Annotated in this window: 15 protein-coding genes; 12 read left to right on the plus strand and 3 right to left on the minus strand. The window is 52.2% G+C overall.

Annotation, left to right across the window (positions count from 1 at the left end; translation table 11 throughout):
* Positions 1–18: 18 nt before the first annotated feature.
* From cdhC to HS100_11590, 12 genes are all read left to right on the plus strand, one after another.
* On the plus strand, positions 19–2,301 hold the full coding sequence (gene cdhC / locus HS100_11535) for a CO dehydrogenase/CO-methylating acetyl-CoA synthase complex subunit beta (protein ID MBE7434538.1): 2,283 nt from the start codon (positions 19–21) through the stop codon (positions 2,299–2,301).
* 71 nt (positions 2,302–2,372) lie between these two features.
* The gene (gene bfr / locus HS100_11540) at positions 2,373–2,849 is read left to right on the plus strand and encodes a bacterioferritin (GenBank protein MBE7434539.1); all 477 of its coding nucleotides are present in this window, start codon (positions 2,373–2,375) and stop codon (positions 2,847–2,849) included.
* Between the two features lie 56 nt (positions 2,850–2,905).
* Positions 2,906–3,406, plus strand: coding sequence for a CBS domain-containing protein (locus HS100_11545; protein MBE7434540.1), 501 nt, complete (start codon positions 2,906–2,908; stop codon positions 3,404–3,406).
* Between the two features lie 76 nt (positions 3,407–3,482).
* Positions 3,483–4,427, plus strand: coding sequence for an acetyl-CoA decarbonylase/synthase complex subunit delta (locus HS100_11550; protein ID MBE7434541.1), 945 nt, complete (start codon positions 3,483–3,485; stop codon positions 4,425–4,427).
* A gap of 52 nt (positions 4,428–4,479) precedes the next feature.
* Positions 4,480–5,799 carry an acetyl-CoA decarbonylase/synthase complex subunit gamma gene (locus tag HS100_11555; protein MBE7434542.1) on the plus strand — a complete coding sequence of 440 codons (1,320 nt, stop codon included), beginning with the start codon at positions 4,480–4,482 and terminating at the stop codon, positions 5,797–5,799.
* 80 nt (positions 5,800–5,879) lie between these two features.
* Positions 5,880–7,817: a DUF4445 domain-containing protein gene (locus HS100_11560; protein MBE7434543.1), complete on the plus strand. Its 1,938-nt coding sequence runs from the start codon at positions 5,880–5,882 to the stop codon at positions 7,815–7,817.
* 23 nt (positions 7,818–7,840) lie between these two features.
* A complete protein-coding gene (locus HS100_11565; GenBank protein MBE7434544.1) occupies positions 7,841–8,407 on the plus strand; it encodes a GNAT family N-acetyltransferase in 567 nt (188 codons plus the stop codon).
* 70 nt (positions 8,408–8,477) lie between these two features.
* The gene (locus HS100_11570) at positions 8,478–9,401 is read left to right on the plus strand and encodes a dihydropteroate synthase (GenBank protein ID MBE7434545.1); all 924 of its coding nucleotides are present in this window, start codon (positions 8,478–8,480) and stop codon (positions 9,399–9,401) included.
* Positions 9,402–9,463: 62 nt separating this feature from the next.
* Positions 9,464–10,963 (plus strand): methylenetetrahydrofolate reductase C-terminal domain-containing protein, encoded by a 1,500-nt coding sequence (locus tag HS100_11575; protein MBE7434546.1) that lies wholly within the window; start codon positions 9,464–9,466, stop codon positions 10,961–10,963.
* On the plus strand, positions 10,960–11,250 hold the full coding sequence (locus HS100_11580; protein MBE7434547.1) for a hypothetical protein: 291 nt from the start codon (positions 10,960–10,962) through the stop codon (positions 11,248–11,250). The genes HS100_11575 and HS100_11580 overlap by 4 nt, the downstream gene beginning before the upstream one ends.
* Before the next feature lie 16 nt (positions 11,251–11,266).
* On the plus strand, positions 11,267–12,652 hold the full coding sequence (locus HS100_11585; protein ID MBE7434548.1) for an NADP-dependent malic enzyme: 1,386 nt from the start codon (positions 11,267–11,269) through the stop codon (positions 12,650–12,652).
* A gap of 17 nt (positions 12,653–12,669) precedes the next feature.
* Complete coding sequence (locus HS100_11590; protein MBE7434549.1) at positions 12,670–13,575, plus strand: FAD-dependent oxidoreductase; 906 nt, start codon at positions 12,670–12,672, stop codon at positions 13,573–13,575.
* Between the two features lie 175 nt (positions 13,576–13,750).
* Here the strand turns inward: HS100_11590 and HS100_11595 are convergent, their stop codons facing one another.
* From HS100_11595 to HS100_11605, 3 genes are all read right to left on the minus strand, one after another.
* Positions 13,751–16,729, minus strand: coding sequence for a type I restriction endonuclease subunit R (locus tag HS100_11595; GenBank protein MBE7434550.1), 2,979 nt, complete (start codon positions 16,727–16,729; stop codon positions 13,751–13,753).
* Between the two features lie 11 nt (positions 16,730–16,740).
* Entirely contained in the window at positions 16,741–18,816 is a 2,076-nt protein-coding gene (locus HS100_11600; protein MBE7434551.1) for an N-6 DNA methylase, read from the minus strand.
* Between the two features lie 254 nt (positions 18,817–19,070).
* Positions 19,071–19,451, minus strand: a complete 381-nt coding sequence (locus HS100_11605; GenBank protein MBE7434552.1) for an HU family DNA-binding protein — start codon at positions 19,449–19,451, stop codon at positions 19,071–19,073.
* Between the last annotated feature and the right edge of the window lie 150 nt (positions 19,452–19,601).

The raw sequence follows: 19,601 nt of genomic DNA on the forward strand, positions 1-19,601 counted from the left end.
CAATTACTGGAGGAACTTATGTCACGATATATCGCAACCAGAGCAATGCGCGGCGCGAATGCGCTGGTCATTGAAGCTGAATTGATGCTCGATCGCGCGCTCAAGGAAAAAGGCGCCGATATGGCTGTCTCATTCCCCAATACGGCTTACTACCTCCCGACCATCCTCGGCATGACGGGCAAGGCGGTCGAAAAGCTCGGCGACCTGCAACCCATCATGAAATATGCGCGGGATTTGCTTCATCCCATCCCCGCCTTTGCAAAATGGACTCCGTACCTCGGCGAGACTTTGGACTCAGGGATGGCGACGCTTCTCGCGGCTGAGACGATGGAGGCGGTGCGCTTCGCCTATGGGCTTCAGCCTGAACCGATGCCGGGATTCAAACTCTCCGGCGGCACATCCTTTACCAGCCCGGAAAACGGAGGCGGGAATCTGGATGGACACTTGAATGGCCCCATTGATGACATCCAATTGCGTTCATGGGGCATCCAACTTGTGGACGGGCGCATGCCCGGTTTTGCCGCCATAGTTGGATGTGCAAAATCGAATGAAGTCGCCGTCAAGATCGTGCGCGAACTTCAACGCCGCAATATCCTGACCTTCCTGTGCGGCAATGTCAACGGACGAAGCATCATACACCAGCTTCAGGAAGAAGGCGTGGAACTCGGCTACAACACGTTTACCGTCCCATTTGGAACCGACACCATATCCGCCATCTATGCATTGGGATTTGCAACTCGCTCCGCACTAACCTTTGGCGGACTCAAACCGGGCATGTCGCGCGAGATCCTGCTCTACAACAAGGAACGCGTCTTTGCCTTTGTGCTTGCCCTCGGCGAAGTGGACGATCTGAAATATGCGGCAGCGGCGGGTGCGATCAATTTTGGTTTCCCGGTCATTGCGGATACGGTCATTCCCGAGATCCTGCCGACAGGTGTGACGACTTATGAACACGTCGTTTCCATGCCGTTCAACAAAATCGAAGGCAAAGATGATCTGGAGCGCGCGGAACAACTTGTGCAAAAATGCATCGAAGTGCGCGGCGTGCGGGTGAAGGTCTCGAACGTGGATGTGCCTGTGCCGTACGGTTCTGCGTTTGAAGGCGAGGTCGTCCGCAAGGCGGATCTGCGGGTGGAATTCGGCGGCAAACACTCGCGCGCTTTTGAATACCTGCACATGGCGAAACTGGATGAAGTCACGGATGGAAAGATCGAAGTCATTGGTCCCGATTTTTCGCAAATTGCGGCGCAAGGGTCGATGGACCTGGGCATCATCATCAAAGTCGCTGGGCGGCAGATGCAGCAGGATTTCGAGCCTGTTCTGGAGAGACAGGTCCATTACTTCGTCAATGGCGCGAGCGGAATCCAGCACGTCGGTCAACGCGACATTGCGTGGATCCGCGTCTCGAACAACGCCGCTGAAAAAGGCTTCAACCTCGATCATTTCGGCAAAATATTACACGCCCGTTTCCATGAAGATTTCGGCGCGATCGTGGATAAAGTTCAAGTTACTGTCGTCACAGACCCCGCGCTCCACGCTGAATGGCTGGAGAAGGCACGCGCGGCGTATGACTTCCGCAACAAGCGTCTTGCCGATTTGACCGATAACAAAGTCGAGGAGTTCTATTCCTGCACGCTGTGTCAATCGTTCGCGCCAAACCATGTGTGCGTGGTTTCACCTGAACGCCTCGGTCTGTGCGGGGCGTACAACTGGCTGGACTGCAAAGCCTCGTTCAGCATCAATCCGACCGGGCCGAACCAGCCCATCAAACTGGGCAAGCTTGTGGATGAGAAAAAAGGGTACTGGGAGGGGACGAACGATTACGCCAAGATCGGGTCGCATGGGGTGGTACAGGAAGTTTCGATGTATTCCATCATGGAAAACCCGATGACGGCATGCGGATGTTTCGAGTGTATTGTGATGCTCATCCCTGAAGCCAATGGCGTGATGGTCGTCTCGCGCGAAGACACTTCCATGACCCCCGCAGGCATGACCTTCTCGACCCTCGCGGGCATCGCAGGCGGAGGGATGCAAACCCCCGGCGTAATGGGCGTGGGCAAGTTCTATCTCATCAGCCCCAAGTTTATTTCCGCCGATGGCGGATTCAAACGCGTGGTGTGGATGTCGTCCGTGTTGAAACAGTCCATGAACGACGAGTTCAAAGCTGTCTGCGCCCGCGAAGGCGATCCTGATCTGCTTGACAAGATCGCCGACGAACGAAGTGTATCAACCGTAGATGACCTGCTCGCTTGGCTGGAGGCGCACAACCATCCTGCCATGGCGATGGAGCCGATGTTTTAGCAGTTACAGGTTGGAAGGTTTAAAGGTCAACTTTCCAACGTTCAACATTCAATCTTGTACAGGAGTAAAACATGAAAGGCGACGACAAACTGATTAAAGTCCTGAACGATCTGCTGGCGGATGAACTGACCGCCATCAGCCAGTACATGGTCCATTCCGAGATGTGTGATAACTGGGGTTATGGAAAACTGCACAAAGATATCGAAAAGAAAGCCGTTGACGAGATGCATCATGCCGAGTGGCTCATCGGGCGCATCCTCTTCCTTGAAGGATTGCCCATCGTTTCCAAACTCAACCAAATGAAGATCGGCAAGAATGTGCAGGAAATGGTGAGCAATGACCAGGAGGCGGAACTGGGCGCGATCAAAGCCTACAACGCGGGCATCGCGTTGGCAAGCGAAGTCGGCGATGAGGCTACAGGTGATTTGCTCGTGACCATCCTCAAGATGGAGGAGGGACATCACGACTGGGCGAAGAAGCAGCGCATCCAGATCGAGCAGATGGGTCTGGAGAACTATCTGAGCAATCAGGCTGGTGAGGGAGAGTAAACTACTAAAAACCTGGCAGGTCTCAGGAAGACCTGTCAGGTTTTTTGCTGGAAATCATGAGCGAACAAAAACTCGTCCGTGACTTGATGACTGTCGGTGTGCCGACCTGTAAATGGGAAACACCCATCCAGGATATTGCCCGCTTCCTTTTGGAGAAGAATGTCGAGGCGATGTGCGTGCTCGATGTGGAAGGTCACGGCATCGGCGTGGTCGGAGCCGACGAACTCGTTTGGGCATATGCCAGGGAGGGATATGAGTCCCTGACAGCCGAGGACATCATGAGTGAAGGAGTCCCCGAGCTGGGAGCGGATGTTCCACTCGCGGTTGCCGCGCAGATGATGAAGGACAGGGGCATCCGTATTGCTTATATGATGCACAACTCCGCAGGGATCATCTATCCCGCGGCTTATATTTCCTATCGTCATATCCTGCGTCACATGGCAGCGAAGGATGAAAGCGATTTGAAGGATTTGGGCCTTGCCGCGGAGCGCAAATCGCCAATCGAACAATTCATTGAGAAAAGGGATGAAGCAAGGAGGAAGGCAGGATTACTGTAATCACGAAGCACCCCAGGAATGCAAAATGTTTTCTTTGCGGGCATCGCGCTCCTGGCGGTTCAAAAAGGAGAACACTATGCCAATTGAAATCCCAAAAGACAAATGGGCTGGCAGTATCAGAGCCATCACCATCGGCGCGACAAGCGCAGAGGGAGGCACGCGCTCGAGGAGCGTCACCATCGGCGGCGAAACGACCATGCCGTATCTGCACTTCGAAGCGCCGACCCCGAACAAACCCGTTATCGCCATAGAGATCAAATCTCGCAAGCCCGAAGACTGGTCGCCGTTATTGATGGAGGTCTGGGGCGAGGCGATGACGGATCCTGCTCAATGGGCGAAAAAGTCGGAAGAGGCGGGAGCCGACCTTATCGCTCTGGGTTTGACCGTTGAGGATACCCCGGATGATGCGGTGCGAATTGTCAAATCTGTTCTAAGCGCCACAGGACTCCCGCTCATCGTTTGGGGACCGGGGCAGGCGGAGAAAGACAACGAAGTGCTGGTCCCTGTTTCGGAGGCAACGAAAGGCGAAAAACTCGTCCTCGGCATTTGCGAAGACAAGAACTATCGCACCATCGTCGCCACCGCCATGGCGAACGGACATCTCGTACAGGCACGGGCGCCGATGGATGTGAACCTGTCTAAGCAGTTGAACATTCTCATCAGCGACATGGGCATGCCGAAGGAACGCATTCTCATGGACCCGACCACGGGCGCGCTCGGCTATGGCATCGAATATGGTTATTCGGTAATGGAGCGTTTACGGCTTGCCGCACTGCAGGGTGATGCGATGACTCAGTTCCCCATGATCGTCACGCCGGGTTTTGAAGCATGGAAAACAAAAGAAGCGAAGGTCGGGGAGGGCGTGCCCGAAGCGTGGGGCGACTGGAAAGCGCGCGCGATTCACTGGGAAACGCTCACCGCAATTGCGCTCGTCGAATCGGGCGCGGATATTGTGGTGTTGAGGCATCCTGAATCGGTGGCGAGGGTGAAGGATGCGATTGAGGAATTAATAACTGCGTAGAAGGTGAAAAGTTTCCACTCCCCACTTTCCAATTTCCACGAAGGAGATACACATGGCATTAAGCGGAATCCAAATTTACAAGCTCCTCCCTCAAACCAACTGCAAGGAATGCAGCTTCCCCACTTGTCTCGCATTCGCGATGAAACTTGCAGCAAAACAGGTGGAACTCAGCGCGTGCCCGTACGTCAGTGAAGAATCGAAAAAGCAGCTGGCAGAATCCGCCGCGCCGCCCATCCGTCTCATCTCGCTCAGGGCAAACGGAACGGAGCTCAAGGTCGGGAACGAAGTTGTGATGTTCCGCCACGAAAAAACTTTCTATAACAAACCCGGCCTGTTCCTGCGTGTCAAAGCCAGCGACCCCGATCTTGCAAAGAAAGTCGCGGCTGCCGATGCATACAAAGTCAATTATGTGGGCATGGATTTTTCCATCGACGGATTTGCGATCGAATTGGATGGAAATCCTGAAGCCGCGAAGACGGTCCGCAGTGTGACAAAACGCCCGCTCATCTTGATCGGGAACGATGCGGCGGCTCTCGACTCAACCCTCAGCCTGCTCGCTGGCGAATCGACTCTGATCTACGCCGCAGATTCATCCAACCACGAATCCCTTGCGGATGTTGCGACGAAACATAAAGCCATCCTGGCAGTCAAAGCGGACTCGCTCGAGGCTCTCGCCGACCTGACTCAAAAAGTGCAAGCCAGGGGTGTGGAGGATATGGTGCTCGACCTCGGCGGGAAGGATCTCGGCGAATGGCTCACGCGTTCCACGCAAGCCCGCCGCCTGGCGTTGAAATCCAACTTCAAGCCGCTTGGGTATCCCACCATCTTTTTTGCAGCCCAAAACGGACTCGACAAAGAAGTTGTCTATGCATCGCAGGCAATAACGAAATACGCCGGGTTTGTCGTCATCGACACCTTTGCGCCGGAAATGATCTATCCATTGCTCGTTCTGCGCGAGAACATCTACACCGATCCGCAGAAACCCATTCAAGTCCAGCCGGGTATCTACGAGATCAACTCTCCGAAGCCCGATAGCCCTGTGCTCGTCACCACCAATTTCAGCATCACCTACTTTGCCGTTGCGAACGAAGTGGAAGGGAGCGGCTTGCCCGCCTGGCTGGTCGTCACAGACGCGGAGGGCATGTCAGTCCTGACCGCATGGGCGGCGGGCAAGTTCGATGCTGAACGAATCGCCAAAGCCATCAAAGGATTCAACGTCGAGGAAAAGGTCAGTAAAAAGCGTATCGTTTTGCCGGGCCACGTCGCGGTACTGTCCGGCGAGGTGGAAGAGGAACTCCCTGGCTGGGAGGTTCGCGTCGGTCCGCGTGAGGCGGTGGATCTGCCCGCGTTCATGAAGCAGGTTCTCAATTAAATTGCAGGTACAAGGTTGAAGGTTGAAAGTTCTCTGAAGAATAACAACCTTCAACCTGAAACATTCAACCTTATACCAAAGTGGAACATTCCATCACCTTCACCGGCGAAAATATCGACGCCAAAGTCAAAGTTTCGACCAACACATTGCTGGCTGATGCCGCGCATGACGCGGGCATCGACATCGGTCAGCCGTGCGGCGGGCAGGGACGCTGCGGTCGTTGCGCGGTGCAGGTGACGAGTGGCGATGTCCGTCGCCGAAGTACGCTGCGGCTTTCGCCGGATGATATCGCACAGGGATATGCACTCGCCTGCCAGACCGTCGTTGAGGGCGACGCTGCAATTTATATCCCACCGCAGGAGAAAATCGAACGGCGGCTCACCACCGACCGCGTTGTTGTGGAAGTTTCCGTTCCATCTGATTATGAATATCCATTCACGCAATCAGTTCGCCGCATGCATCTGACCCTCACGCCGCCCAGCATGGATGATCAGACCGACGATTGGTCGCGCACCCAGACCGCATTCCGCCTGCAGCACCGGATGGAGCAGATTGTGTGTTCTGTCGGGCTGTTGAGAAAGATGGGCGAGGTCTTGCGCGAAAAAGATTGGCGCGTTACCGCCATCATCGAGACTGGCAATCTGGAGGAAGGGCATCCCGCCCGGCTGATCGACCTGCGCGCTGGTCATGAAGATGAATATGCCCCGCTCTGGGGTTGTGCGGTGGACATCGGTACAACGACAGTGACATTATGGCTCGTGGACCTGGTGACTGGACAGGTCAAGGCGCAGGTTGCCGAGTATAACGGCCAGATCTCGCGCGGCGAGGACGTGGTCTCGCGAATCATTTACGCCGCAAAAAAAAGCGGCGGGGATGAGTTGCGTCAGCGGGTACTGGATACCGTCAATGGACTGCTCGAACTGGCGTGCAAACGCGTCAAACTGCCTGAAGGTAATTTGACGCCCGAACAATTGGTCAAAGCAACCATTGCCGGTAACAGCACGATGATGCACTTGTTGTTGGGAATCCCCGCATCGAACATCCGGCTCTCGCCTTTTATTACCGCGGTCAACCAGCCGCCGACTTCGACGGCACGAGAGGTCGGTTTGAATATCTTCCCCGAGGCTGTCGTGGATTGTCTGCCCGGGGTGGCAAGTTATGTCGGCGCGGACATCACAGCGGGCGTGTTGTCGTCGGGTCTTGATAACGCGGAGAATGTGACCCTGTTTCTGGATGTTGGTACGAACGGCGAGACCGTGCTTGGAAACCGAGATTGGCTTGTCACTTGCGCGTGCTCGGCAGGACCGGCGTTCGAAGGAGCCGGTGTCGTGAACGGCATGCGCGCAACGACGGGCGCGATCGAAGAAGTCTGGATCAACAGCGAAACGCTCGAGCCGACGTATCGCGTCATAGGCGGGGGCAAACCGAAAGGAATCTGCGGAAGCGGATTGATCTCCCTGCTTTCGGAGGCGTTCTTAACGGGGATTCTGGATAAGGGTGGGAATGTTAATTTAACGGCTGGCAGTTCAAGGGTCCGTGAAGGGGCGCATGGAGGAGAGTATGTCGTGGCTTGGGGCGCGGAGACCGAGTCGGGTGAGGATATCGTCATCACAAGAGTCGATATTGACAACCTTCTGCGCGCCAAAGCCGCCATCTATGCCGGTTTTACGGTGCTGGCTGAGAATGTCGGCATTCCGCTCGAGACCACGGACAAGGTTTTGGTTGGCGGGTCGTTTGGAAAATACATCAACGTGGAAAAGGCGGTGCAGATCGGGCTGCTGCCTGACATGGAATGGAACAGGTTCGAATTCCTGGGAAATACATCGGTGAAAGGCGCGTATTACGCGCTGCTCGATTGGCGCAAGCGTGGTCGCATTTCCGAAATCGCGAAGCGCATGACCTATATCGAGTTGTCGGCTGATAACAGTTTTTATGATGCGTTCACTTCCGCATTATTTCTTCCTCATACAGACCTGCGCAGGTTCCCTTCCGTGGAGTCTGCGTTGAGCAAAGTTTGACCAAGCAAGCAAGGAGAAACGCTATGCTGCCAGATCAGATCAGGATATTTCGTGAAATGGTCACGCTCAAGGATGGGGTGCATGTGTTGTTGAGGCCGATGGTCAAGGAGGACCGGCCGCATTTGGAGGAGATCTTTCTGCCGGCGGGCGAGGACGATATGCTCTATTTCCGGCACAATGTGAAAGACCCGGCCGTTCTCCAGGATTGGTGCGACCGGTTGAATTATGACGAGGTGCTGCCCCTGCTGGCGCTCGTCAAGGACCATGCAGTGGGGAGCGGGTCGCTTCATTTCTTCGACGGTCCCAAGCGGCATATCGGCGAGGTGCGTCTGTTCCTTTCGAAGGATTATCGCAAGCGCGGACTCGGCATGAAGATGACCCGCGTGTTGGTGGATTTTGCGCGCAGGCAGGGTCTCGCGATCCTGACTGCCGAGATCATTGCGGACAAGACGAAGGTCGTCCGCGCCTTCGAGCAGGTCGGCTTCGTCTCACAATGCACGCTGGAGGATTATTTCATGTTTCCCGACGGCGATTGCGCGGACGTCGTCTTTATGACCATGTGCCTGAAACCGCGCACAGACGAGTTTTAACGGATGGAAGAAGCGGAGATGTTTTTTCGCAAAGGAAATGACAGCATTCGGTTCATGTAAAGGAGGAACCATGTATATCATCGGAGAGAACATTCATATCATCTCGGAGAAGGTAAAGGAGGCGCTGGCGAACCGCGACCGTGAGTTCTTCATGGATCTGGCAGTGCGGCAGGTGGAGGCGGGGGCGAAGGCGATCGATATTAATCTCGGTCCGCGCAAGAAGGATTGGGCGGAGGTCTTTCCATGGATCGTCGAAACGGTCGAATCGGTCGTGGATGTGCCGCTTTCGATCGATACGACGAACGTGGACGGCATGGAGGCGGCTTTGCAGAAGATCACAAAAGCGCAGCCGATCCTCAATTCCACTTCAGCCGAGCCTGAACGGTTGGAGAAAATTCCGCTCCTGGCGAAGAAATACAACGCCAAGGTGATCGCATTGACGATGAAGACCGAAGGGATTCCCGTCGAAGCGGATGCGCGGGTCAATATCGCCATCGAGACCCTGATTCCGCGCATGATGGAGATCGGCTTCCCGATGGAGAACCTCATCATCGATCCGCTCGTGCTGACGGTCAGCGGATGCCAGCAATATTGCCCGCACCTCATCGAAGCGGTGCGCACCTTGCAATATGCCTGGGACCCAAAGCCGAATATTTCGGTCGGATTGAGCAACGTTTCAAATGCGGTTCCGAATGACAACCGCCCGCTTATCAACCGCGTCTACCTCGCCATGTTAATGGGTGTGGGATTGCAGATGATGATCGCCAACCCGTTCGATGAAAAACAGAACAATATTATCCGCTGGGTAGAGACGAAAGACACTAGTAATCCGCTGGCGAGACTCTACAATAAGATTGCAGAACGGATCGGCGCAGGGGAAGAACCGCAGTTGGAAGATTTCGACCTAACCGACCCCGAACAGTCCGAAATCTGGAAGACGACCCAGATTCTGCTGAACAAAGTGATCTACGCGGATTCGTATTTACAAAATTGAGTTTCAGGTTTTTATTTGCCTGACACCTGATCCTTGACACTTGGCACCTTACTGGAGGAACCATGCCCATCTTTACCCCCGGTCGCCGATGGCAACCAGCCTACTCCCCGTTTAAGAACGAGCCCCTCAGCCATAAACTAATGGAGGATTTCGAATACATGCTCAAGGGACCGCTATTCGGTTGTCGCATGTGCGGCAACTGTCTCTTGCAGGAGACGGCATTCATCTGCCCGATGGAATGCCCGAAGGGATTGCGGAACGGACCGTGCGGAGGCTCGACGCCCGAACATTGTTACGTGGATAAAACCCGCCCGTGCATTTGGTACAAGATCTACGAGCGCTCTCACAGAATGGGACGCGAAGAAAAACTGCTCGAAGTCCTCCCGCCGCTAGACTGGGAAAAGGTCGGCACAGAGACGTGGAAGGACGTCGTTGCCGAGGTCAGAAAGAACGGCACGGGCAAGGTGATGAAGAGTCTCCTGCTCGATAGCGGAGAGAACCGCTGGAAGACATGGAACCTGATCTTCCGCAACGTGCGCCAGCCCGATTGGTGGCAGGGCGATGACAAGTATCACGCTCCCGCGTCAACCGAACCTGTTTCCAATCTGCAGAAATCGTTTCAGGCTGGAGAGTTCGTGGTCGCCTGCGAGATCGCGCCGCCGTTGAGCATGTCCACGAAGAAGTTGATCGAGAACATCAACCTCGTCAAGCCGTACGTGACCGCCATCAATTTCACCGATAACGCCTCCGCCACACCGCGAATGACATCGTGGGCTTGTTCGAAATTTGCCATCGAAAACGAAGCGGAACCCGTGATGCAGATCGCCGCACGCGACCGGACGCGCGCAAGCCTGCAGGGCGAGATCCTTGGCGCGACCGCGATGGGCGTGCGAAATGTATTGTGTGTGACGGGCGACAGTCCCGTGCTTGCGCCGCAACCGCGCGGGCGCATGGATATCAACGACCTGGACGCGATCCAGATGATTTGGATTCTGCGCCGTATGCGCGATGAGGGTCATTATCTCGATGGACGCGAGATCAAGTTCCCGCCCAAGTTCTTCCTCGGCGCGGCGGCTTCGCCGTTTGCATCGGACCCCAAGTTCCAGGCGCTGCGCGAAGAGAAGAAGGTCAACGCGGGCGCGCAGTTCTTCCAGACCAATCTCGTCTACGATGTGGACCGCATGGAGATTTGGCTGAACGAAATCGCGAAGCGCAATATCCTCGATAAGGTCTACATCATGGTGGGCATCACGCCGCTCAAAAGCGCAAAGATGACCCACTACATGACCCAGGTCCCCGGCGTGGTCGTTCCCGATGTCATCGTCAAACGCATGGACGAAGCCGATAAAGCGGGCGGCGCGCCAGCCGCGCAAGAGGAAGGCGTAAAGATCGCGCTGGAGATCATCGGGCGAATCAAAAAGCTTCACGGGCAGGGCATTCACGGATTGCATATCATGCCTGTGGGCTGGGAGGATGTGGTGCCACGCATTGTCGGCGAGGCAAAACTTTTGAAAACGGGATCAGCCGTCCCGAAGGGCGAGGCGGAGCCTGTGCTTGCATGAGTCCGGGACGATCCCTGCGGCGTATCGTCAAGGATGCGACAGGCCAGGATGTATCCAAATGCCAGGCATGTTTCGACTGCGATACGACCCACGGGAACGAAATGGATATTCCACTGGCGAGCCTCATCCAAATGGTGTTGCAGAACGACGAAGAGGCGCTTCAATGCCGAACCTTGTGGTCTGATTCTGTTCTCGAGGCTTCCCGCCGCGCCTGCAAACGCGGACTCGATCTCCATGCGGTCATGACCGTCCTTCGCGAAGAATCGAAGCGGAGGAGCGGAGAATAAACTAAAGGAGGCAGGTATGAATACCGAAGAACTTCTTGCAAAAGCAAAGAAGCCTTCCGCAGATGCAATGCGATTGCATCCGTTCTATCGGGGGAAGATCGAAACGACCCTCAAATGCACCGTTCACAGTTTCGATGATTTTGCCATCTGGTACACGCCCGGCGTCGCCGCGCCATGCAAAGCCATTCAAGCCGACCCTGAACTTGTGTATGAGTACACCAACAAATGGAACACGGTTGCGGTGGTAAGCGATGGGACGCGCGTGCTGGGCCTGGGCGATATCGGACCAAAGGCGGGCTTGCCGGTGATGGAGGGCAAGGCGCTGCTCTATAAATACCTCGGCGGTGTGGACGGTGTGCCGATCATGCTCAACACCAAGGACCCGGACGCCATCATCAACACGGTGCTGATGCTGCAGCCCGGCATCGGCGGTGTGAACCTGGAAGACATTGCGCAGCCCAAATGTTTCTACATCCTCGATACCCTGCGCGAGAAGGCGGAGATTCCCATCTGGCACGACGACCAGCAGGGAACCGCAACGGTCACGTTGGCGGGGCTTATCAACGCGTTGAAGGTTGTCGGCAAGAAGATGGAGGATGTCAGCATCGCCTTCGTCGGAAGCGGCGCGTCGAACGTGGCCTGTTCGCGCCTGATCTTCGGCTGGGGCGCAGACCCGGCGAAGTGCTACATGGTGGATAGTAAAGGTATTCTTGGCAAACACCGCGAGGATATCGAAAAACGCAAGGCTGAATTCAAAGATAAATGGAAACTCTGCAACACCACCAATGAGCAGGGACGCGAGGGCGATATCCCCGAAGCGATGAAAGACGCGGATGTGGTCATCGCTCTCTCAAAGCCCGGACCGGATGTCATCAAAGCGGAATGGGTGAAGACCATGGCAGAGGACGCCATCGTGTTTGCGTGCGCGAATCCCGTCCCGGAGATCTGGCCCTGGGAGGCGAAGGAAGCGGGAGCGGCCGTCATTGCAACCGGTCGTTCCGATTTCCCGAACCAGGTCAACAACTCGCTGGGTTTCCCCGGAATCTTCCGCGGCACGCTCGATGTCCGCGCCAGGACGATCACCGATGAGATGTGTTTCGCTGCCGCGCAAGCCATGGCAAACCACGTCGGCGACCGCCTCGCAGCGGACTTCATCCTGCCGAATATGGACGACTGGGAGGTCTTTCCCAAAGAAGCCGCTTCGGTGGCGATGAAAGCCATCGAGCAGGGGCTGGCGCGGATCGAATGCACCTATGACGAGGAATTCGAGCGGGCTTCGAAGATCATCAAGCGCTCACGGTCCATGACAAAGCGCATGATGGAGGAAGGATTCATCGCCGAGCCTCCGCCCGATGAGGGCTCGCACGATATCGATCTCGAGACCATCAAGTCGGCTTATTAGGCGAAAGGAGAACGATCATGTACGATCTGATTATCGTTGGCGGCGGACCCGCCGGGTTGACAGCCGCTGTGTATGCGATCCGCAAACGCCTGAACGTGTTGCTCGTCTCGAAGGACCTGGGCGGCAAGACCAATTACCGCCTTGCCCTGCCCTGGGTCGAAGAGTACCAGGTCATCAAAGGGCTCGAGGTTGTGGACAAGTTTCGCAACGAATTGGAATATCTCGACTTTGCGCGCCACATCGAAGTTGTGGATAAGGTCGAAAAGAAGGGCGAGCAGTTCATCGTCACGACCAGGGGAGGCGCGACGCTCGAATCGAAGGCGGTCATCCTTGCCACCGGCACCCGCCAGACCCGGATGGGCGTGCCGGGCGAGAAGGAATACACGATGAAGGGCTTGTGCTATTCCGCGCTTTCGTATGCGCCGCTCTTCATCGATAAATCCGTGCTTGTGATCGGCGACGAGGACCTCGCGCTGCGATCCGCGGGTGAACTTTCCACGGTTGCAAGGGAAGTGACCATCGTCTGCGCGGGCGAAAAGAAATTCGAATCTCCCCTTGGTTTGAAACTCAAGCGGGCTGGCAACGTGAACATCATGAAGGACTGTGAGGTCGTCGAAGTACAGGGCGATGCATATGCCCGTAAACTGCTTTTGAAGGACAAGACCGGAAAGGTCCGGGAGATTGAAGCGGACGGCATGTTTGTCGAGAAGGCATTGGTCGCCAACACCGACATGGTCAAGGACCTGGTGAAACTCGACGAGCAGGGTCGCATCGTTGTGGATACCAATTGCCGCACGAGCGTTCCCGGTTTGTTCGCGGCGGGAGATGTGACCAATAACTATGCCGAGCAGGTGCTGATCGCGGTCGGCGAGGGAGCCAAAGCCGCTTTGAGCGCCTACGATTATCTGCTGCCTTCGCTGTAACGGAATGGGTTTTCGACAATAAACCGGGGAGATTTGCTCTCCGGTTTTTTTGATTGAAGTTCATTTTTCTTTTTCAGGTCTTTCACTTTACCCGCCTTTGCCGATCTCGACCATTATGTTGACGTCAACAAAATGATCGCGGATGAAAATATTAATCTTTCCTTCAATCTTTTGGCTAATAATACTCACGAATATAGGCGTAAGCTCGATTGAATAATTCTTCATCCTTGATAGTGTATTTCACCCAAAGAATCTTTCTCAATTCTTTCATTACCAACTTTTCACCGGTGGTTGTATTTTGCCAGCCGTCAAAACGTACATATTTCACAATAGAATCGATATCGGTGACGATTCTTTCTACAACTGCTGGCGTTTGGTCGGTTTTCATTTCAAGGAATAATTCAGTGAGGGCGGCTTTCGCGGTTTTGCGCTCATCAACTGTATCTGTTTGCTTTTCGGCTTGGACCGTATCACGAGCAATCTCACATAACTGCTTGATAAATTCAATACTGCTGATAAGCCCTTGCTCGGCCTTGGCGCGTAACGCTTCAAGGCGTTGACTCAATGCAATGAAAATCGGATTATTCCCATGTCGCGCTAAACGGCTGATAAGGATTTTCATAATCCGTTGCGCTTCTTTGGGGTCTTTGTTATTCATCAGTTCATCAATCACTTTTGCGTCTAAAACCATTTCTTCCATTTCGTGACTGATTCCATCCACATGAATATGCTCGTGGATTAATTTCGTTGTTTGTGCGCCCAAAGCGTGCCAAAGCAGTCTGCCGTTATCGTCGGAAGTTGGCTTGACTGAAAGATAAACTTGGGAAAGCCATTTGTATTCTTTCTGATATTGATTCAGGATTTCATCAGGCGAGAGGGCTTCCCAAAGTTTGGAAAGTGAATTGAAGTCTTTGGCGAAAGCGTCCCGTTTTTCATCGGTCTTGATACATTCCTGCGCGGCTTGCAAGCCTTCAAAGCCTTCGATGGTTCTATCAATTCCAGCAAAATGAGACAAGCAATCTGCTAACACTTGCGGCAACTTGTCTTTCAATTCCTTCAAATTGGTAATAACCATCTTGACGGTTTCTTCGTCAAACGCCAAAGCCTGAGCCGTATCATCGAATACGCCGAAGTAATCCACAATGCGCCCAAAAGTTTTGTTGGGGAATAGGCGATTGGTTCGGCAAATGGCTTGTAATAACGTATGGTCTTTGAGCGATTTATCCAAATACATCGTTTGAAGGATGGGCGCGTCAAAGCCAGTTAGCAACTTGGCGGTTACAACCAAAAATTTCAACGGCGAGTCGGGGTCATTGAATTCTTCGACGACTTTTTCTTGTTGGTCTTTATCCATGTCCCATTTTTGCTTGAATTCGAGAGCATCGCTCGCGTTCGTACTCATAACGACTTTGCTGGCGGCAAAGGGGAGAAACTTATCCAGTTCTTCTTTGTATAGAATGCAGGCGAAGCGATCAGGCGTGACAATCATTGCCTTGAAACCTTCTGGTTCCACATGCTTTCTGAAATGTTCAACAATATCTTGAACAATTTGCCTGACCCGTTCAGGCGATTTCAGGAAAACCGCCATACTTGCGGCTTTCTTGCTGAGTTTATCTCTATCTTCTTCTCCCAATTCGTTTGCCATTTCTTTGAAGGCAATATCCAAACTTTCTTTTTCAACGTGATAGTTTGGCAAGCGCGGCTCAAAGTGCAAGGGCAAAGTAGCGTTGTCGCGAATACTTTCTTGAAAGGTATAGCGGCTCATGTAGCCGTTGGTATCTTCCTGTGCGCCAAAAGCCCAAAATGTATTTTTGTCAGCCTTGTTGATTGGCGTGCCAGTCAAACCAAATAAAAACGCATTAGGCAAAGCCGCTCTCATCTTTCGCCCTAAATCCCCCTCTTGTGTGCGATGAGCTTCGTCCACCATCACAATGATGTTCTCCCGCTTGTTCATATCGGGATAGGCTTCTTTGAATTTATGAATCATCGTGATAATAATTTTACGGCTGTCGCGTTCCAGTAAATCATGCAGTTCTTTGATATTGTCGGTTGTAACCATGTTCGGCACTTCGGCGGAATTGAACGTAGCGGTGATTTGAGTATCTAAATCAATTCTGTCCACGACAATCAAAACGGTTGGGTTGCCAAGTTCTTCAACCTTGCGGAGTTTTTGAGCGGCAAACAACATGAGCAGGGATTTACCCGACCCTTGAAAATGCCAGATTAAGCCTTTTTTGATTTCACCTTCCAAAACACGCTGGACAAGAGCATTTGCGCCTTCGTATTGCTGATAGCGGCAAACGACTTTGATTTTCTTCTTTTTGTTGTCGGTGGCATAGATGGTGAAATGTTGCAGAATATCCAGCAGCGTGGACGGTTTCAATAAGTGCGTCAATTGTTTGCCCACGTCATGCAAACCTGCAAAGTGACTGAGTTCGTCACGTTCTTCTTCGATTCGCCAGGGCGACCAAAACTCCAAAGGCGTTCTGACGCCGCCGATGAATAGTTCCTTGCCTTCGGTCGCAAACGAAAAGACATTCGGCACAAACAAATGCGGAACGGCATTTTCGTAAACAACATTAATGTCGTGCGCTCCATCCAGCCAACTGATCGCAGGGCGAACAGGCGTTTTGGCTTCGCCTACAACCAAAGGAATCCCATTGACCAGCATCACCACATCGGGGATTTTGGCTTCCCTCGCAAGGATTTTGAATTGGTTGGTAAGAACAAAGGAATTGTTGTGGATGTTTTCAAAATCAATCAAACGAACAGGCACATGCTGTTCGTTTTTGCCGAATGGCATGTTGATTTCACCTCTCAGCCATTTGGCAAATTCTTCGTTGGCGCGCACCAAACCCACATTGCCTACGGAAAGCAAAATTGCCTTGAGTTTGCGAATGACTTCTTCGGCATATTCAGGTTGTGCCGCAATTTCAGGGTTGAGACGCTGCAGGGCGTCAACCAATTCCTGCTCGATAAAGACATCCGTGATTTCCCGCTGGAGCAATTCGCTTTGGACGTATTGCCATTTGGCTTCCCCGTACCCAACAGATTCTTCTTTTACCATGCCCCCACGCATGTTATTCAAATTCACGCCTGTCAGGTTGTGAATGATGAAATATTCGACGCTGTTAAGTTCGTTAAATCCACTCATGGTTCACCTATTCAAGCGATTGAGTCGTTTGTTATGGATACTCTCAAATGCTCCAGTTTTTCTTGAAATTTGTCCACGTCGTTTTTGAGTTCTTTTGAAATTGATTCGAATTGCTTAAAAGCTTCGATGATTTCTTCTTGCTCTTCAGGGGATGGCAATCCAAATTCGTAATTTGCCATCTCTTTCCACTTGGTTCTTGGCGACAATGAGCCTGCCGATGTATAAGTTGCGAAATGTATAAAGTCATTGCTTCTGACGATGTAAGGTAGATACTTCGGAAGCAAAATATCGAGCTTTTCCTTCTTTACCTCAAACACCAACACATCTCCTGAACATATCCCGTCAAAATCTGCGACAGCTACCTTCTTTAGGTACGATCTTCTTTTGCTGAACAAGACATTTCCAGTAAAAAATCTTTTCGTGAAAGAAGTTCCATTTTTGATTAATCCATACCCTTGAATTTCAAAAGTTTCAGAGCTCAGGTTTTCTAGTCCAACATATCTTTCAAGCCCTTTTTCAAGAGGTCTTGATTCTGATTTGTTGAGATTATTCACCAAATCCTTGAATTTATACCTTTTCCAATTGTTTCTTCCGTTGATTATTTCTCGAAACCTAGCGAGTTTAGCATTGGAAGTAAGATAGGCATTAAATCCTGAGACAATCCCGATGATGTCCTTCGATTTTTCCACATAATTTGATAATTCAGTGTCGATATCAAATTTATTGTTGGTTGCCTTTGGGACATATCGTGAAATTGTCAGGTTGGCATTTTGTTCGGTTAAGACTTCTTTTATTGATACTACCTTAGCAAATCCTTCAACGTCTGTAAAGTCCTTGTATGCGCTGAAAATTTTATTTATATGTGAGTTGTCCAAGTAACTGTAGGCAGTTACTCTCGCCACTTCTTCGGAAGCGTTGATAAAGATTATTTTATTCTTTCGCTTCTTTTCCTTTTGCATCCTGCAAATAAGCAGACAAGATTCCATTGTGGCGTTATAGAATAGATTTGAGCCTAAGCCGATAACAGCATCAACCAAATCCGCCTCGATCATTTGCTTCCGCATTTCTAGTTCTGCGTCACGGTACAAAACGCCATGAGGCCATAGTACAACACATCGACCTGTATCAGGTTTTAGACTTTTCATTATGTGTTGTTGAAAAGCGTAGTCTGCATTGCCTTGGGGTGGAGTTCCCCAAATATTTCGACCAAAGGGGTCGTTGGCAAACTTGGCTTGATTCCACCGTTTTACACTATAAGGCGGATTTGCCATAATCACATCAAACTGTTTCAGTTCGTCGTTTTCCAAAATTTGCGGGTTGTCTAGCGTATCGCCTTGCACAATCAAGAATTCATCAACATTGTGCATAAACATATTAATACGGGCAATGGCGGAAGTAATCAAGTTCAATTCCTGCCCGTACAGTTTGAGCGTGCGGTATTCTTTGCCTTGTTCTTTCAAATGCAATGCGCTGTTGAGCAAAATTCCACCGCTCCCGCAAGTGGGGTCATACACGCTTTCGCCTGATTGCGGGTCGGTAATCATCGTCATCAGTTTTACAACCGTGCGGTTTGTATAAAACTCTGCGGCGGTATGTCCGCTGTCATCGGCAAATTTCTTAATCAGATATTCGTAGCCTTCGCCCATGATGTCATGCGGCACTTCGGCAACGGTCAACTTGTATTTTGAAAAATGCTCAATCAAATCCAGCATTTTTTCATCACTCATGCGACGTTTGTTTGTCCATTGCGCGTCGCCAAAGACATCATGCAATATTTCAAAATTGGCTTTCTCAATTCCTTTGAGCGCCTTTTGCAAAGCCGCGCCGACATTGGTTGTTTTCTTTCTTACATCTTCCCAATGACAACCTTTTGGAATTTGAAAACGGTGGTTTTCTCGAAATTCAGCATAATCTAAATCGTTTCCACTTTCTTCCAATGCCTGCTGATATTCTTCATCCCATAAATCGCTAATGCGTTTGAAAAACAATAAGGGGAAAATGTATTGCTTGAAATCTGCCGCGTCAATTAATCCGCGCAGGATGTTTGCGGCTCCCCAGAGATAGGCTTCGAGTTCTTTGCTGTTCATGGGCGTAGCTTCCACTTTTGTCTAAATTGATAGTGAGCAGGAAATAAGTGATTTGCTTGTTGGGTGGAAAAATTATAGCATGGCAAATTATGGCTTCCCGCCGTCCGCGAGGGAGGATGAAAAGGTACTGTCTTCTTCCCAAACATGTCAGTACATGTTTCCGAAAAGGTACTGTCTTCTTTCCAAACATGTACTGTCTTTTTGGGCGAAAAGACCTGACAGGTCGGGAAACCCGTCAGGTCTTTTGTGAAAAACTACGCTTTCTGGAATTCAATCGAACCCAGCACCCGTTTGAACTCCTTGCCGGGGTTGAAGCGCGGAAGGATGTTCTGGATCTGGCTGGAGCGCACCTCTTCCGCCGTCCCTGCGCCGTCCGATTCGATCCTCAGCCAGAAACTGCCGAAATCGCCCAGTTCCACGATGTTGCCCGCCGCCAGTTCCTGCGGGATGGTGGTCAGCAGGGCTTCCAGCACCGCCATCGTGTCCGCGCTGGAGACGGTGGAGATCTGCGAAATCCGCTCCGCCATCTGGCGCAGGGTCTTCCGTCCGCTCGAATCGATGGACGGATACCACTTCTTGGGCGCGGTCGGGTTTGCCGGGTTTCCGCGCTCGACAACATTGAATTTCACGGTCATGTTTGCCTCCTATGGCTTTGAAAATAAAGTTGTTTGTGGGGAGATTCCGCTTTCTGCCGGGAATTCCCCTGCGGCAGCCGCAAGTATAGCATAAGATTTAATGTGATTGCGGCGTGTCCGCCTCATCGGGGCTTCGGGTTGATAGATGAA

The sequence above is a fragment of the Anaerolineales bacterium genome, from assembly GCA_015075725.1.
Classification (GTDB): domain Bacteria; phylum Chloroflexota; class Anaerolineae; order Anaerolineales; family Villigracilaceae; genus Villigracilis.

What these genes read in the sequence shown, in the direction of transcription:
- cdhC (MBE7434538.1), top strand. Translation starts at nt 19, where the DNA reads ATGTCACGATATATCGCAACCAGAGCAATGCGCGGCGCGAATGCGCTG.
- bfr (MBE7434539.1), top strand. Translation starts at nt 2,373, where the DNA reads ATGAAAGGCGACGACAAACTGATTAAAGTCCTGAACGATCTGCTGGCG.
- HS100_11545 (MBE7434540.1), top strand. Translation starts at nt 2,906, where the DNA reads ATGAGCGAACAAAAACTCGTCCGTGACTTGATGACTGTCGGTGTGCCG.
- HS100_11550 (MBE7434541.1), top strand. Translation starts at nt 3,483, where the DNA reads ATGCCAATTGAAATCCCAAAAGACAAATGGGCTGGCAGTATCAGAGCC.
- HS100_11555 (MBE7434542.1), top strand. Translation starts at nt 4,480, where the DNA reads ATGGCATTAAGCGGAATCCAAATTTACAAGCTCCTCCCTCAAACCAAC.
- HS100_11565 (MBE7434544.1), top strand. Translation starts at nt 7,841, where the DNA reads ATGCTGCCAGATCAGATCAGGATATTTCGTGAAATGGTCACGCTCAAG.
- HS100_11570 (MBE7434545.1), top strand. Translation starts at nt 8,478, where the DNA reads ATGTATATCATCGGAGAGAACATTCATATCATCTCGGAGAAGGTAAAG.
- HS100_11575 (MBE7434546.1), top strand. Translation starts at nt 9,464, where the DNA reads ATGCCCATCTTTACCCCCGGTCGCCGATGGCAACCAGCCTACTCCCCG.
- HS100_11580 (MBE7434547.1), top strand. Translation starts at nt 10,960, where the DNA reads ATGAGTCCGGGACGATCCCTGCGGCGTATCGTCAAGGATGCGACAGGC.
- HS100_11585 (MBE7434548.1), top strand. Translation starts at nt 11,267, where the DNA reads ATGAATACCGAAGAACTTCTTGCAAAAGCAAAGAAGCCTTCCGCAGAT.
- HS100_11590 (MBE7434549.1), top strand. Translation starts at nt 12,670, where the DNA reads ATGTACGATCTGATTATCGTTGGCGGCGGACCCGCCGGGTTGACAGCC.
- HS100_11595 (MBE7434550.1), bottom strand. Translation starts at nt 16,729, where the DNA reads ATGAGTGGATTTAACGAACTTAACAGCGTCGAATATTTCATCATTCAC.
- HS100_11600 (MBE7434551.1), bottom strand. Translation starts at nt 18,816, where the DNA reads ATGAACAGCAAAGAACTCGAAGCCTATCTCTGGGGAGCCGCAAACATC.
- HS100_11605 (MBE7434552.1), bottom strand. Translation starts at nt 19,451, where the DNA reads ATGACCGTGAAATTCAATGTTGTCGAGCGCGGAAACCCGGCAAACCCG.